At 65.7% G+C, this 14,409-nt stretch carries 13 protein-coding genes; 6 read left to right on the top strand and 7 right to left on the bottom strand.

The genetic code is table 11. The features are described from left to right. Nucleotides 1-154: 154 nt before the first annotated feature. The 4 genes from BSQ44_RS01055 (at nt 155) to BSQ44_RS01040 (ending at nt 4,083) form a co-directional block, all read left to right on the top strand. A complete protein-coding gene (locus tag BSQ44_RS01055) occupies nt 155-1,213 on the top strand; it encodes a sugar phosphate isomerase/epimerase family protein (protein ID WP_072601538.1) in 1,059 nt (352 codons plus the stop codon). Nucleotides 1,214-1,350: 137 nt separating this feature from the next. Next, nucleotides 1,351-2,523: a Gfo/Idh/MocA family protein gene (locus tag BSQ44_RS01050; RefSeq protein ID WP_072601537.1), complete on the top strand. Its 1,173-nt coding sequence runs from the start codon at nt 1,351-1,353 to the stop codon at nt 2,521-2,523. A 29-nt stretch (nt 2,524-2,552) separates the two neighbouring features. Beyond that, complete coding sequence (locus tag BSQ44_RS01045; RefSeq protein WP_072601536.1) at nt 2,553-3,404, top strand: sugar phosphate isomerase/epimerase family protein; 852 nt, start codon at nt 2,553-2,555, stop codon at nt 3,402-3,404. Nucleotides 3,405-3,489: 85 nt separating this feature from the next. Next, nucleotides 3,490-4,083 (top strand): DJ-1/PfpI family protein, encoded by a 594-nt coding sequence (locus BSQ44_RS01040; RefSeq protein ID WP_072601535.1) that lies wholly within the window; start codon nt 3,490-3,492, stop codon nt 4,081-4,083. Nucleotides 4,084-4,114: 31 nt separating this feature from the next. On the opposite strand, the gene BSQ44_RS01035 is transcribed toward BSQ44_RS01040, so the two are convergent. The 7 genes from BSQ44_RS01035 to BSQ44_RS01005 all read right to left on the bottom strand — a co-directional run bounded on the left by BSQ44_RS01035 (nt 4,115) and on the right by BSQ44_RS01005 (nt 11,516). Beyond that, entirely contained in the window at nt 4,115-5,047 is a 933-nt protein-coding gene (locus BSQ44_RS01035) for a 2-dehydro-3-deoxygalactonokinase (protein ID WP_072601534.1), read from the bottom strand. 60 nt (nt 5,048-5,107) lie between these two features. After that, nucleotides 5,108-5,839 carry a FadR/GntR family transcriptional regulator gene (locus BSQ44_RS01030; RefSeq protein ID WP_072601533.1) on the bottom strand — a complete coding sequence of 244 codons (732 nt, stop codon included), beginning with the start codon at nt 5,837-5,839 and terminating at the stop codon, nt 5,108-5,110. Between the two features lie 9 nt (nt 5,840-5,848). Further along, complete coding sequence (yjfF, locus tag BSQ44_RS01025; RefSeq protein WP_072601532.1) at nt 5,849-6,829, bottom strand: galactofuranose ABC transporter, permease protein YjfF; 981 nt, start codon at nt 6,827-6,829, stop codon at nt 5,849-5,851. Further along, the gene (locus BSQ44_RS01020; protein WP_072601531.1) at nt 6,826-7,851 is read right to left on the bottom strand and encodes an ABC transporter permease; all 1,026 of its coding nucleotides are present in this window, start codon (nt 7,849-7,851) and stop codon (nt 6,826-6,828) included. The genes yjfF and BSQ44_RS01020 overlap by 4 nt, the downstream gene beginning before the upstream one ends. Continuing rightward, complete coding sequence (gene ytfR / locus BSQ44_RS01015) at nt 7,848-9,374, bottom strand: galactofuranose ABC transporter, ATP-binding protein YtfR (RefSeq protein ID WP_072601530.1); 1,527 nt, start codon at nt 9,372-9,374, stop codon at nt 7,848-7,850. The genes BSQ44_RS01020 and ytfR overlap by 4 nt, the downstream gene beginning before the upstream one ends. Nucleotides 9,375-9,483: 109 nt before the next feature. Further along, nucleotides 9,484-10,446, bottom strand: a complete 963-nt coding sequence (gene ytfQ, locus BSQ44_RS01010) for a galactofuranose ABC transporter, galactofuranose-binding protein YtfQ (protein ID WP_072601529.1) — start codon at nt 10,444-10,446, stop codon at nt 9,484-9,486. A gap of 47 nt (nt 10,447-10,493) precedes the next feature. Continuing rightward, nucleotides 10,494-11,516: a LysR family transcriptional regulator gene (locus BSQ44_RS01005; RefSeq protein WP_072601528.1), complete on the bottom strand. Its 1,023-nt coding sequence runs from the start codon at nt 11,514-11,516 to the stop codon at nt 10,494-10,496. 233 nt (nt 11,517-11,749) lie between these two features. On the opposite strand from BSQ44_RS01005, the gene chvE reads away from it, so the two are divergent. Together chvE and mmsA are read left to right on the top strand one after the other, a co-directional pair. Next, nucleotides 11,750-12,817: a multiple monosaccharide ABC transporter substrate-binding protein gene (gene chvE, locus BSQ44_RS01000; protein WP_072601527.1), complete on the top strand. Its 1,068-nt coding sequence runs from the start codon at nt 11,750-11,752 to the stop codon at nt 12,815-12,817. Nucleotides 12,818-12,884: 67 nt separating this feature from the next. Further along, nucleotides 12,885-14,408, top strand: coding sequence for a multiple monosaccharide ABC transporter ATP-binding protein (gene mmsA / locus BSQ44_RS00995; protein ID WP_072607779.1), 1,524 nt, complete (start codon nt 12,885-12,887; stop codon nt 14,406-14,408). The last annotated feature ends 1 nt before the right edge of the window (nt 14,409 follow it).

Genomic DNA, 14,409 nt, shown 5'->3' with positions numbered 1-14,409 from the left:
AAATGGCCGACGTTGGTTGTCCACCCTCATCCCATCCACATCCTTGACGCGAGGGCAGATTTGGTAATACCAGAGCAGGAGCAGTTGATGTTCGTTGCGCAGGCCGGGCCGCTTCAATAGGCTGGCCGCGCATTGAGGAGGGAGGAGCTTCACCATGCCGACGCGGATCAAGGGACCTGCGATCTTTCTCGCCCAGTTCGCGGGCGATGCCGAGCCGTTCAATTCGCTGCCGTCGATAGCCAAATGGGCGGCGGGGCACGGCTACAAGGGTGTCCAGATTCCGACCTGGGACGGGCGGCTGTTCGACCTGAAGAAGGCGGCCGAATCGAAGGATTACTGCGATGAGATGAAGGGCGTCTGCGCCGACGCGGGCGTCGAGATAACGGAGCTGTCGACCCACCTGCAGGGCCAGCTCGTCGCCGTGCATCCGGCCTACGACGCCCAGTTCGACGGCTTCGCGCCGGCAGAGGTCCACAACAATCCGAAGGCGCGCCAGCAATGGGCGGTCGAGCAAATGATGCTGGCGGCGAAGGCGTCTCGCAATCTCGGCCTCGACGTCTCCGTCTCCTTCACGGGCGCGCTGGCTTTCCCCTATCTCTATCCCTGGCCGCAACGCCCCGAGGGGCTCATCGACGAGGCGTTCTCGGAACTCGCTCGCCGCTGGAAGCCGATCCTCGACGCCTACGAGGATGTCGGCGTCGATGTCGGCTACGAGATCCATCCCGGCGAGGACGTCTTCGACGGGGCGACCTTCGAGATGTTCCTGGAAAAGCTCGGCGGCCACAAGCGTTGCACGATCAACTACGATCCCTCGCACTTCGTGCTTCAGCAGCTCGACTACCTGGCCTTCATCGACATCTACCACGAGCGCATCTCGGCCTTCCACGTGAAGGATGCGGAATTCAATCCGACCGGCCGGCAGGGCGTCTATTCGGGCTACCAGGGTTGGGTCGACCGCGCCGGCCGCTTCCGCTCGCTCGGCGACGGGCAGGTCGATTTCTCAGGCATCTTCTCCAAGCTTACCGGCTACAACTACGACAGCTGGGCGGTGCTCGAATGGGAGTGCTGCCTCAAGCATCCGGAGCAGGGTGCGGCCGAGGGCGCGCCCTTCATCGCGCATCACATCATCGACGTGACGGAAAAGGCCTTCGACGATTTCGCCGGGGGCACCACGGACCGCGCGGCGCTGAGAAAGATGATGGGAATCGAATAGGGGCTGAGGGGAGTGAGTGAGTAGGGGAGTAGGCGAGTAGCAGCGTCGGGCGGCGAGGAATTGTTCAAGGACGCGGCGCCGCTCCATTCTGCCTTACTGCCCTACTCCCCCTCGCCAGAGCATCTCGGGAGGAAAAAATGGTCAGCGGAAAGCAGATCGAGACGGGTGCCGGGCCGATCCGGCTGGGAATGGTCGGCGGCGGGCAGGGCGCCTTCATCGGCGGCGTGCATCGCATCGCGGCACGCATCGACGGCGAGTATGCGCTGGTTGCTGGGGCACTGTCGTCGGACGCCGAGCGTGCAAGGGCGTCGGCCGCCGAACTCGGCCTCGACCCGGAGCGCAGCTACGGGTCCTTCGAGGAAATGGCGAAGGCCGAATCCAAACGCGATGACGGCATCGAGGCGGTGGCGATCGTCACGCCCAACCACATGCACTGGCCGGCGGCTAAGGTTTTCCTGGAGGCAGGCATCCACGTCATCTGCGACAAGCCTCTGACGTCCAACCTGGGCGACGCGAAGAAACTGGCGAAGCTCGTGGAAAAGAGCGGCAAGCTGTTCGTGCTCACCCACAATTACACCGGCTATCCGATGGTACGGCAGGCGCGCGAGCTGATCGCCAGCGGCAAGCTCGGGGACATCCGGGTGGTGCAGGCGGAGTATCCGCAGGACTGGCTGACCGAGCGGCTGGAGGCCAGCGGCCAGAAGCAGGCCGCCTGGCGCACCGACCCCAAGCAGTCTGGCGTTGGTGGCGCCACCGGCGACATCGGCACCCATGCCTACAATCTCGCCCGATTCGTCACGGGCCTGGAACTCGACAGCCTGTCGGCCGACCTGACCGCCTTCGTCGACGGCCGTCCGCTCGACGACAACGCCCACGTGATGCTGCGCTTCAAGGGCGGGGCAAAAGGCATGCTGTGGGCGAGCCAGGTGGCGCCCGGCAACGAGAACGCGCTCAAGCTTCGCGTTTATGGCACCAAAGGCGGGCTGGAGTGGGAGCAGGAGCAGCCGAACCATCTCTGGTTCACGCCGTTCGGCCAGCCCAAGCAGCTGATCACGCGTGGCGGGGCAGGGGCGGGCGCTGCCGCGGGTCGCGTCAGCCGCACGCCGTCCGGGCATCCGGAGGGATATCTGGAGGGCTTCGCCAACATCTACGCCGAAGCCGCCCGTGCGATCCGCGCGGCAAGGAAGAAGGGAGGCAAGCTCGCCAAGGACGTGGTCTTCCCGACCGTCACCGACGGCGTCGAGGGTGTCGCCTTCGTGGAGGCCTGCGTGAAGTCGTCAGCCAAGAACGCGGCCTGGACCAAGCTCTAGCGGGGGGGAGGAGGCGGGGAGGAGGATCCATGAAGATCGGCATGTGCATGTTCCTGTGGACGACCTCCGTCGCGCAGGATCACCGGCCGTTGCTGGAAGACCTGAAGGCGACCGGCTTCGACGGCGTCGAGGTGCCGGTATTCGAGGGACAGCCCGACGACTACGCGCGGCTCGGCCAGATGCTCGACCAGATCGGTCTCGAACGGACGGCGGTGGCTGCGATCGGCGATCCGGCCATGAACCTGATCTCGGCGGACGCTTCCGAGCGGGCGGCGGGCGTGGCGCAGGTGAAATGGGCCCTCGACTGCGCCGAGGCGCTGGGCGCGAAGATCCTGTGCGGCCCGCTGCATTCGACACTCGGGCATTTTTCGGGCGAGGGACCGACTGCGGACGAACTCAGGCGCTCGGTCGACGTGCAGCGGCAGATCGGCGAGCACGCCGCCGCGCGCGGCGTGACGGTGGCGCTCGAAGCGCTGAACCGCTTCGAATGTTATCTCGTCAACACGATGGACGGCCTGTCTTCGCACATCGACGAGATCGGGCACCCGAACATCAGGGCGATGTATGACACCTTTCATGCCAACATCGAGGAGAAGGCACCGGTCGAGGCCTTCACGCGCAACCTGCGCAACATCGTCCACGTCCACATCTCGGAGAACGACCGTGGCGTCCCGGGGTCGGGCAACATTCCGTGGGAGGAGACCTTCGCGGCCATCCGCGCCAGCGGTTATGACGGCTGGCTGACCATCGAGGCGTTCGGACGTGCGCTGAAGGATCTCGCCGCCGCCACCAAGGTCTGGCGCGACCTGGCCGAGAGCCCGCAGGCCGTCTACCGCGACGGCTATCGCCATATCCGCGCGGGTCTGGACCGCGCCGCATGAACGAGGCGTCCGCCTAGCGGCGGCGCTCCGAACCGAACCCGAAACGACAGCGATCATGGCCTCAGGGCCGCCAAGGGAGGATAGGATGCCTGGCAAGAAGATACTGATGCTGACCGGCGAATTCACCGAGGAATACGAGATTTTCGTGTTCCAGCAGGCGATGGAGGCGGTCGGCCATACGGTCCACGTGGTGTGCCCGGACAAGAACGCGGGCGACAAGATCCAGACCTCGCTGCACGATTTCGAGGGGCACCAGACCTACACCGAGAAGTACGGCCACCTCGCCGACATCAACAAGACCTTCTCGGAGGCCGAGCGGCAGCTCGACCAGTACCACGCCGTCTATTGCGCCGGCGGCCGCGGGCCGGAGTACATCCGCACCGACAAGCGCGTGCAGGCGATGGTGCGGCATTTCCACGAGGCGCAGAAGCCGATCTTCACCATCTGCCACGGCGTGCAGATCCTGGTCGCGGTCGACGGTGTGGTACGCGGCAAGAAGGTCGGGGCACTGGGCGCCTGCGAACCCGAGGTTCAGCTCGCGGGCGGAACCTACATCGACCTGTCGCCGACCGAAGCCTATGTCGATGGCACGATGGTATCGGCCAAGGGCTGGACCGCGCTCGCGGCCTTCATCCGCGAATGCCTCAAGGTGCTGGGCACCGAAATCCGCCACAGCTGATCCGCCGCGATCGTTCTGAAGTTCCGGGGGATCAATTTCCCCGGAGCTTAAACCGCGCGGCCTCGAACAGGGCTGCGCGCACCGCGATCTCGGCGTCGATGACGGTCGCGGACATCCCCGCCTCCTCCAGCGCAACCGCGTAGAGGTCTGCCAGGGCGCCCGAGGCGATGAGGATGACTTCGGTGCCCGCACCCGCGAACTGCTCGCGGGTCCCGGCGATCTCGGCGCCGATCAGCAGGCCCGACAGCGCGGCGGCGGCATCGTCCGGCGGAAAGTCGCCGAGCAGGCCTTCCGCGCGGATCGCGAACAGGCTGGACGGCAACGCGGCGGGGTTTTCGAGAACCGCGCGCAGGCGCTCGCGGAAGACCGGGTTCTGCCCGTCCGTCCGCCGCGAGGAGCCGACCGAGTGGCGCAGGATCGAGTGGTCGCATAGAAGCGAGAACATTTCGCCCGTCAGGAAGGTCCGGAAGCCGGTCACCGCAGCATCCTTCACCCGCACCCATTTGGAATGCGTGCCTGGCAGGCACAACAGCGAGTCGCCGCCATCGAAGCGGGCGACCGCGCCGGCGATCTGCGTCTCCTCGCCGCGCATGACGTCGGCGGCCGGCGCGCGCTGGCAGAGGCCCGGCACGATCCAGACCGGCCGCCCTACCTCGATAGGCGTGGCCGCCTGCAAGATCGCGTCCGCCGCCACCGGCACGTCGAGATAGGGAACTTCCTGCCAGCCCTGCCGCGCGCCCGCCATGCCGCAGATCATCGCCGGCAGGTCGTCAGGTGCCTTGAGGGCGGCGAGCTCCCGTTCCAGCACTGCGCCGAATTCGCCACGCGACAGCTTCGCCATCCCCTGGTCGGAGCGGGTTTCGGAGAGGACCTCGCCGGTATCGTCGAGGAGCCAGACGCGAAGGCTGGTGGTGCCCCAGTCGACGGCGGCCACGAAGGTTTCGGAAGATGATTGAGATGTCATCGCTCGCCCCGAACGCGCCGCGGAGATTGGCAGGCGCCGCGGTCCCTCCACCGCATGTGTCTAAACCGATGCGGCCGAAACCGTCGCGCCGACCCGCTCCCTGCCTTCCACGATAACCACTTCCACCGCCTTCGCCGCGGCGTCGGCATCGCCGCTGCTGATGGCGTCGACGATCAGGCGGTGATTCTCGGCGCTTTTCATGTGCCGGTCCGGCTGTCCGAAGGGCGAACTCATCCGGAAACTGGTCACCAGGGCCGCCTCGATTAGGTTTCCGACCGAATACATGAAGGGATTGCGGGACGCGTCGAGCAGGGCGATGTGGAACTCGAGGTCGGCGAGCGCGAAGGTCTCGACGGAATCGGCCCGCAGCATCGCCTCCGCGCACGCGTAGAGGGCGTCGACCTCCGGCCGCGAGGCCTTGACGCAGGCCAGCCTCGCTGCGAACGGCTCGAACGCCAGGCGCATTTCCGACAGGTGATTGAGGAAGGTGCGGTCGACGCCGCTGTCGAGGTGCCAGTTGAGCACGTCGGCATCGAACAGGTTCCAGGTGGTGCGCTGCGTCACGCGCGTTCCGATGCGGGCCTTTGGGACGACAAGCCCCTTGGCCGTCAGCGTCTTCATCGCCTCCCGCAGGACGGTGCGCGACACGTCGAAACGTGCGGCCAGTTCGGCGTCGCCCGGCAGCACGGTGCCCGGCTTGTAGGCGCCGCTGACGATGGACTTCCCGAGCTCGTTCACCACGTGGGAGTGGCTGTTCCTGACGAACTGGCCCGAGATGGCTGACTTCAGCACGGGTTTGTCTCAACGTGCATGATGCGGTGTCGTCCTCTCTCGATTGGTCACAAGGACCAGACCCTTCTGCAGAAGGATGAAGGCAAAGAGCAGCAATCCGATCACGATCTTCGTCCACCAGCTCGACAGCGAGCCGTCGAAGACGATGTAGGTCTGGATGAGGCCCATGATCAGTACCCCGATCAGCGTTCCCGCCACGAAACCGCTGCCGCCCGTCAGAAGCGTTCCTCCGATGACGACGGCTGCGATCGCATCGAGCTCGACGCCGACCGTGGCCAGCGAGTAGCCCGCCGAAGTGTAGATCGCAAACACGATTCCCGCGAGTCCGGCAAAGAATCCAGACAGCGCGTAGATTGCCATCGTCGTCTGGGCGACGGGCACGCCCATCAGCCGCGCGGTCTGCACGCCGCCGCCAAGCGCATAGACGTTCGCACCGAAACGCGTCCGGTGCGCCAGGACGATGCCGGCCATGAAGGTGACGAGCATCAGGCCGCCGATAAATGTCAGCCGCCCCTTGCCAGGCATCAGCCAATAGAAGCCCTGCAACTGATCGAAGAACGCGTGCGTGATCGGAACGGAATCGATCGTCAGCACGTAGGCCATGCCGCGCGCGAGGAACATGCCGGCGAGCGTGACGATGAAGGGTGGCATCTCCAGGAAATGGATGATCGCCCCCATGCTGGCCCCGAAGAGTGTCGTGACCGCCAGAAGCGCGATGAAGACCGGGATCGGATGCAGCCCGGTGTCGCGCAGAAGCACGGCGATGAAGACGCCGGAAAAGGCGATCACGGAGCCGATCGAGAGATCGATGCCGCCTGACAGGATGACGAAGGTCATGCCGACGGCGGCGATGCCGAGAAAGGCGTTGTCGGTGAGCAGGTTGCCGATCACGCGGGTCGAAAGCATGTTGGGGTACTGCGAATAGCAGACTGCGTAGGCAGCGATAAAGATCACCACCGTGGCGGTGAGGGGCAGAAGACGCGCGTTCATTGCGGCACCGTCCGGGTCTGGGCGGGCTCCTCGCGCGGCGCGCGCCGGAAGAAAACCATGGTCGTGTGCGCCCGCGGCGATTGCAGGACGAGGATCACCAGGATGATCGCCGCCTTGATGACGAGGTTGAATTCGGGCGGGAAGCCCGACAGCAGGATGCCGGTGTTCATGGCCTGGATTATCATGGCGCCGATGAGCGAGGCGCAGAGGGAAAAGCGGCCGCCGAGCAGCGAATTGCCGCCGACGACGACGGCGAGGATGGCGTCGAGCTCTAGCCACAGGCCGGCATTGTTTGCGTCGGCGCCCCGGATGTCGGCGGCGGCGATGATCCCGGCGAGCGCGGCGCACAGCCCCGACGTCATGTAGACGGCGATGAGCAGCACCCGCGCGTTGACGCCGGCGAGCGCCGATGCCCGAAGGTTGATGCCGATCGCCTCTATCAGCATGCCGAGTGCGCTGCGGCGCACGACGAAGGCCACCAGCAGCCCCGTGACGATCCAGATCACGACCGGCGTCGGCACGGCGAAGATCGAACCGGACCCGAAGAAGATCAGGCTCTCGTCGTTGAAGGTGAGGATCGCGCCTTCGGTGATGAGCTGCGCGATACCGCGCCCGGCAACCATCAGGATCAGCGTCGCGACGATCGGCTGGATGCGCAGGACCGCCACGAGGAAGCCGTTCCAGAGGCCGCATAGAAGCCCGGCGGCCAGCGCCATGGCGAGCGTCGCGGCAAGACCGTAGCCTTCGGTGATGCCCCAGGCGGAGACCGCGCCGCAGATCGCCATCACCGCGCCGACCGAAAGGTCGATGCCCCTGGTCGCAATCACCAGCGTCATGCCGATCGCCAGCAGCGCCACCGGCGCGCCGCGGTTCAAAATGTCGATCGGGCTGCCGAAAAGGCGCCCGTTGGCGAGGCTGATCTGGAAGAAGCCCGGGAAGACCAGCGCGATGAGGCCGATCACCGCTGCCAGCGTCAGGAGCTGGGGCGCAATGCGGCGCAGGAATCGAGCCAAACCGGTCAAGCGGCGTCCTCCACCTCGGAAGCCGCGATCGCTTCCACCATGTTGCCGGTCGTGATGTCCTCGCCGACCAGTTCGGCGACGTGCTGGCGATCGCGCACGACCACCACGCGGTGACTGTAGGCGACCAGTTCGTCGAGTTCCGAGGAGATGACGAGCAGCGACATTCCCTCCGCGCAGAGCTCCTCAATCAGCCGGATGATCTCGGCATGCGCGCCGACATCGATGCCACGCGTCGGTTCGTCGAGGATGAGGAAGACGGGATTTGTCGCCAGCCAGCGCGCCAGCATCACCTTCTGCTGGTTGCCGCCCGAGAGAAGCCCGACCGGCTTGTCCGCGTCGGGGGTGCGAATGTCGAGGCGGCGGATAAAATCCTCTGCCATGGCGTATTGCTGGCGCAGCGGCAGCCGCCGCGCCCAGCCCATGCGGGCCTGGAGCGCCAAGGCGATGTTTTCGCGCACGCTCAAATCGGCGATGATGCCGTCGCTCTTGCGGTCCTCGGGGCTGAAGCCGAAGCCAGCGGCGATCGCATCGCGCGGCGATGCGAGCCGCAGCGGCTTGCCGTCCTGCTCGGCCGTGCCAGTGTCGTGCGGCGTGAGACCGAACAGCGTCTCCGCCGTCTCGGTCCTTCCCGAACCGAGGAGTCCGGCCATGCCGACGACCTCGCCGGGCCTGATTTCCAGGTCGAACGGCGTGATGCGGCCCTTGCGGCCGAAGCCGCGGAACGCGAGCCGCGGCTCTGCGGTCGGCAGGTCCTTGCGGCCGGTGGTTCGCGTCTCGCCCTCGAGGTCGCGTCCCAGCATCATGTTGACCAGTTCGACGCGGTCGAGATCGGCGGTCGGCCTGGTGCCGACGAGCCGGCCGTTGCGCAGCACGGTGATGCGGTCCGACACCTCGAAGACCTGGTCGAGAAAATGCGAGATGAAGACGATCCCGAGACCACGCTCCTTCAGCGATCGCACGATGTCGAAGAGCATGTGCACCTCGTGGGAATCGAGGCTGGCGGTCGGTTCGTCGAGCACCAGCACCTTGCCGGAGAGCATGACGGCCCGCGCGATCGCGACGACCTGCTGCACGGCCACCGAATAGCTGTCGAGGCTTCGCGAGACGTCGATAGACATGCCGTACTGCGCCAGAGTCTCCCTGGCCTGCCGGTTCATGCGGCGGCCCGAGACCATGCCAAAGCGCATCGGCTGGTGCCCGAGGAAGAGGTTTTCCGCCACCGACATCTTCGGTAGCAGGTTCACCTCCTGGTAGACCGTGCCGATCCCGTGGCGCTGGGCATCCAACGTGTTGCGGGGATCGATCGACCGCCCTTCGAGGCGGATGTCGCCCGCGTCACGCCGGTAGGCGCCGGTCAAGCACTTGATCAGCGTCGACTTGCCCGCTCCGTTCTCGCCCAGGAGGGCATGCACTTCCCCGGCTAGAAGCGTGAAGTCCACGCCATCGAGCGCGATCGTCCCGGGAAACGACTTGGAAACGGCCTCGGCGCACAGAAGCGGCGGGCTGACGGCCACGGCGTCCATCCTTTCGACTGGTTCCTCCCCCTCGCCCGGCGAACGTCCTACACGGGACGTCCGGAGTCCAGACGAGCCGAAAGGCGGCCGGTTTCCCGGCCGCCTCTCCCATTCGATATCAGTAGCCGAGATCCTTGCGGCGATCGTACTCGCCCTGCGGATCGTCCGCCTGGGTGTAGAGCTTCGATTCCGTCTGGATGAACTTCTCCGGCATGGTGCCGTCCTTCATGTACGCGGCAAGCGCATCGAAGGCAGGACCGGCCATGTTCGGCGTCAGCTCCACCGTGGCGTTCGCCTCGCCGGCGGCCATGGCCTTGAAGATGTCCGGCACGGCGTCGATCGAGACGACGAGGATGTCTTCGCCGGGCTTCAGTCCGGCTTCCTTGATCGCCTGGATCGCGCCGACCGCCATGTCGTCATTGTGGGCGTAGAGCGCGCAGATGTCGCCACCGCCGCCTTCGGCCTTGAGGAAGCTCTCCATGACTTCCTTGCCCTTGGTGCGGGTGAAGTCGCCGGTCTGGCTGCGGGTGATCTTGATGTTGTCGTGGCCCTTGATGGCGTTCTCGAAGCCGGTCTTGCGATCGATGGCCGGAGAGGATCCGGTCGTGCCCTGCAACTCGACGACGTTGCACTGCTCGTCGCCGACGGTGTCGACCAGCCACTGGCCCGCGACCTCGCCCTCATGCACCAGGTCGGAACCGACGGCGGTCAGGTAAAGGTCCTTGGACGAATCCACCATGCGGTCGAGCAGGACAACCGGGATTTCCGCTTCCTTGGCTTCCTCGAGCACGGAGTCCCAGCCGGTCGCGACGACCGGGGCGAGCAGGATCGCGTCGACGCCCTGGGCGATGAAGGAGCGCAGGGCCTTGATCTGGTTCTCCTGCTTCTGCTGGGCGTCGGCGAACTTCAGGTCGATGCCGCGTTCCTCGGCCTGCTGACGCGTCAGCGTGGTCTCGGCGGCGCGCCATCCGGATTCGGAACCGATCTGCGAAAACCCGATCGTCTGCGCCAGGGCGCCGGACGTCATGATGGTCAGAGACGCGAGTACGCCCGCGCCGAATAGTGCTTTGCTGCGAAGCATTTCATTCCTCCCTTGAACTGAGTGGGCAAGAGCCCGCAGCCAAAAAATCATACTATATCATTTTTGTAAACGCCCCTTCCGCGGCTATCCTCGTCGCCCTGGCTGGCAACCACCGCATCGCGCACCATCTCGAAAAGGACCTCCGAGGCGGGCGAAAGCGGACGCTCTGCATGCGTGATGAGGGAATAGGCCGGCACCTCGATCACGGTGTCCAGCGGCAGGACCACGATGCGACCGTCGAGCCCGTCCTCCCTGCTGTAGAAGTTGGCCACCGCCTTCGCCACCACCGAGACGGCGTTGGACTGGCTGATGTATGCCAGCGTCAGCATCAGCGAGGACGTGCTGAGGACCTTGCGCGGCAGCGGCACCTGCCGCGCCATGAGATGGCCTTCCACGGTCCGCCGCATCAGGTTGCCGCTCGCCTGCAGCACCCAGTCGTAGACCACGCTGTCCTCGAGCGTCACCGACGGGCGGCGGGTCAGCGGATGGCCGCTGCGGGCGATCATAGCGAGCGGTTCCGGGCCGATCTCGATCAGCGAGAACCGGGCAGGGTCGACGTCTCCCAGGAGCCGTCCGATAAAGAAGTCGATGCGCGAGGCGAGCAGGCTCTCGGCCAGCCGGTCGCTGGTGTCCACCGAGACCGTCACCGAAATGTTCGGACGGGTGACGCGGGCGCGCTTGATGATCGGCAAGACGAGATCGAGCGCGGCGCCCGTCACCGCGCCGATCGAGACGGTGCCTTCGTTGCCCCGTTCCAGTTCGGTCAGTTCACGCGCCGTATCGTCGAGGCCTTGCAGCGTCATCTCTGCCCGCATCGCGAGCCGCTCGCCATAGGGGGTGAGCACCACCCCGCGTGCGTGGCGGGTGTGCAGGGGAACGCCGACGATCGCCTCCATCTCGGCGGCCATGCGCGAGGCGGCGGGCTGGGAGACGCCGAGCTGTGCCGCGGCGGCGCCCATCTGGCCGGTCTCCTTCAGGGCGCAGATCAGTCGCAGATGCGCGAGCCGGAGACCCTTGCGGGCGAGTTCGTCCCGCCGCGGTATGATGCCAAGCGTGTGGCGCTCGGGCATTGGGACCTCCGAACAATTATAACAATTGTGGTATGACTACCATGCACAATTGCATTTGACGATCATGGCTCGGCGGGTCCACGAGTCCGCCCGCTGCAGGGCGAGGCGCGAAGGCATCCCGCTCCCGGCGACCGAGGGAGGAGGCTGGCCGGGACCAATGCCCGCCTATCCTCGTGCAACCTATCGACGGTTTCGGGTTCTGCCCCGGGCCGATTTCCAAGGGAGGAAGTGCAATGAGATTTTTGAACGTCGCGCTGGCAGCGGGCGCGTTGCTCGCGGCCGGATTCACCGTTCCGTCCTTCGCGCAGGACAAGGGCACCATCGGCATCGCCATGCCGACCAAGTCCTCGGCGCGCTGGATTTCGGACGGCAACTCGATGGTCGAGCAGTTCAAGGCCGCGGGCTACGAGACCGACCTGCAATATGCCGAGGACGACATCCCGAACCAGCTCAACCAGATCGAGAACATGATCACCAAGGGCGTCGATGTGCTGGTGATCGCAGCCATCGACGGCACGACGCTGTCGAACGCGCTGGAAAACGCCGCCGCATCGGGCATCAAGGTCATCGCCTACGACCGCCTGATCCGCGACAGCGGCAATGTCGACTACTATGCGACCTTCGACAACTTCAAGGTCGGTGTGCAGCAGGCGAACTCGCTGGTGGCCGGGCTTGAGGAGCGATTCCCCGACGTCGAAACCTGGAACGTCGAGCTGTTCGGCGGCTCGCCCGACGACAACAACGCCTTCTTCTTCTACAACGGCGCCATGAGCGTGCTGCAGCCGATGATCGATTCCGGCAAGATCAGCATCGTGTCCGGCCAGACCGGCATGGACAAGGTCGGCACGCTGCGCTGGGACGGCGCGGTGGCGCAGGCCCGCATGGAGAACCTCCTGTCGGCCAACTACACCGACAAGCAGGTGCACGGCGTGCTGTCGCCCTATGACGGTCTGTCGATCGGCATCCTGTCGGCGCTGAAGGGCGTGGGCTACGGCTCGGGCGACATGAAGATGCCGATCGTGACGGGCCAGGACGCCGAGGTGCCCTCGGTGAAGTCCATACTTGCCGGCGAGCAGTACTCGACCGTGTTCAAGGACACGCGCGAACTCGCCCGCGTCACCGTCGGCATGGTCGACGCGCTGCTCCAGGGCAGCGAGCCGGAGATCAACGACACCAAGACCTACGACAACGGCGTGAAGGTCGTGCCGTCCTACCTGCTCGAGCCGGTCTCGGTCGATGCCAGCAACTGGGAAAAGGTGCTGATCGACAGCGGCTATTACACGATGGACCAGATCAAGTAGCCATCGGACGTCAGGCAGAACGGTGGAAGGCGTCCGCGCCTTCCGCCGCATGCCCGGACAAGAAGCCATGACCGCCGACACCCTCCTCGAAATGCGCCAGATCACCAAGACGTTTCCGGGCGTCAAGGCGCTGGACCGCGTCGACCTCAACGTGCGCAAGGGCGAGATCCACGCCGTCTGCGGGGAAAACGGCGCCGGCAAGTCAACGCTGATGAAGGTCCTGTCCGGCGTCTATCCGGCCGGCAGTTTCGAGGGCGAGATCGTCTATGACGGCGCGCCCGCCCAGTTCCGCGACATCCGCGACAGCGAGAACCGCGGCATCATCATCATTCATCAGGAACTGGCGCTGGTCCCGCAGCTCTCGATCGCCGAGAACATCTTTCTGGGCAACGAGCGCAGCAGCCGCGGCGTCATGGACTGGCGCGAGACCAACGCGCGGACGGAGGACCTGCTCGCCAAGGTCGGTCTCAGGGAACCGCCCACCACGCTGGTCGACAACATCGGCGTCGGCAAGCAGCAGCTCGTCGAGATCGCCAAGGCGCTATCGAAGGACGTCAAGCTGCTGATCCTCGACGAACCGACGGCGGCGCTCCAGGAGACCGACAGCCGCAAGCTGCTCGACCTGATGCTGGAACTGAAGGCGCAGGGCGTCACCTGCATCCTGATCTCGCACAAGCTCGGCGAAGTGCGCTACGTCGCCGACACCGTGACCGTCATCCGCGACGGCGCGACCGTCTCGACGCTCGACGCAAAGGCGGGGCTCAGCGAGGACGAGATCGTGCGCGACATGGTCGGCCGCGACATGACCCACCGCTTTCCCGAACACCGCCGCACGCCGGGCGACGTGCTGCTCGAGGTCGAGGACTGGACGGTCTGGCATCCCGAGCACGCCGAGCGGAAGATCATCAAGGGCGCAAATTTCATCGTGCGCGCGGGCGAGGTCGTCGGCATCGCGGGCCTCATGGGCTCGGGCCGCACCGAACTCGCCATGTCGATCTTCGGCCGCTCCTACGGGCGCAACATTTCGGGCACCGTGAAACTGAAGGGCAGCCCCATCGATGTCTCGACGGTCCAGCGCGCCATCGCCGCCGGCATCTCCTATGTCACCGAGGACCGCAAGTCGCTCGGCCTGGTCCTCGACGAGACGATCCGCTTCAACACGACGCTGGCGAACCTCGACGGCGTGTCGCGGCGTGGCGTGCTGATGCGCAACGAGGAGACGCGCGTCGCCGAACAGTACCGCGAGGCTCTCGCAACGCGCACCCCCTCGGTATTCCAGAAGGCGGTGAACCTGTCCGGCGGCAACCAGCAGAAGGTGGTGCTGGCGAAGTGGCTGTTCACCTCGCCCGAGGTGCTCATCCTCGACGAGCCGACGCGCGGCATCGACGTCGGCGCAAAGTACGAAATCTACACGATCATCAACGAACTGGCCGCCCAGGGTAAGGGCGTCGTCATGATCTCGTCCGAGATGCCGGAACTGCTCGGCATGTGCGACCGCATCTACGTCATGAACGAGGGGGCGCTGGTGGGCGAACTGACGGCGGCCGAGGCCAGCCAGGAGCGCATCATGTCGCTCATCGTGAACGACTAGG

Origin of the sequence: Aquibium oceanicum, from assembly GCF_001889605.1 — a bacterium.
GTDB classification, from domain to species: domain Bacteria; phylum Pseudomonadota; class Alphaproteobacteria; order Rhizobiales; family Rhizobiaceae; genus Aquibium; species Aquibium oceanicum.
Note: the sequence above shows the minus strand (reverse complement) of the source record. Positions and strands in the feature narration are given on the sequence as shown.

What these genes read in the sequence shown, in the direction of transcription:
- BSQ44_RS01055 (WP_072601538.1), top strand. Translation starts at nt 155, where the DNA reads ATGCCGACGCGGATCAAGGGACCTGCGATCTTTCTCGCCCAGTTCGCG.
- BSQ44_RS01050 (WP_072601537.1), top strand. Translation starts at nt 1,351, where the DNA reads ATGGTCAGCGGAAAGCAGATCGAGACGGGTGCCGGGCCGATCCGGCTG.
- BSQ44_RS01045 (WP_072601536.1), top strand. Translation starts at nt 2,553, where the DNA reads ATGAAGATCGGCATGTGCATGTTCCTGTGGACGACCTCCGTCGCGCAG.
- BSQ44_RS01040 (WP_072601535.1), top strand. Translation starts at nt 3,490, where the DNA reads ATGCCTGGCAAGAAGATACTGATGCTGACCGGCGAATTCACCGAGGAA.
- BSQ44_RS01035 (WP_072601534.1), bottom strand. Translation starts at nt 5,047, where the DNA reads ATGACATCTCAATCATCTTCCGAAACCTTCGTGGCCGCCGTCGACTGG.
- yjfF (WP_072601532.1), bottom strand. Translation starts at nt 6,829, where the DNA reads ATGAACGCGCGTCTTCTGCCCCTCACCGCCACGGTGGTGATCTTTATC.
- ytfR (WP_072601530.1), bottom strand. Translation starts at nt 9,374, where the DNA reads ATGGACGCCGTGGCCGTCAGCCCGCCGCTTCTGTGCGCCGAGGCCGTT.
- ytfQ (WP_072601529.1), bottom strand. Translation starts at nt 10,446, where the DNA reads ATGCTTCGCAGCAAAGCACTATTCGGCGCGGGCGTACTCGCGTCTCTG.
- BSQ44_RS01005 (WP_072601528.1), bottom strand. Translation starts at nt 11,516, where the DNA reads ATGCCCGAGCGCCACACGCTTGGCATCATACCGCGGCGGGACGAACTC.
- chvE (WP_072601527.1), top strand. Translation starts at nt 11,750, where the DNA reads ATGAGATTTTTGAACGTCGCGCTGGCAGCGGGCGCGTTGCTCGCGGCC.
- mmsA (WP_072607779.1), top strand. Translation starts at nt 12,885, where the DNA reads ATGACCGCCGACACCCTCCTCGAAATGCGCCAGATCACCAAGACGTTT.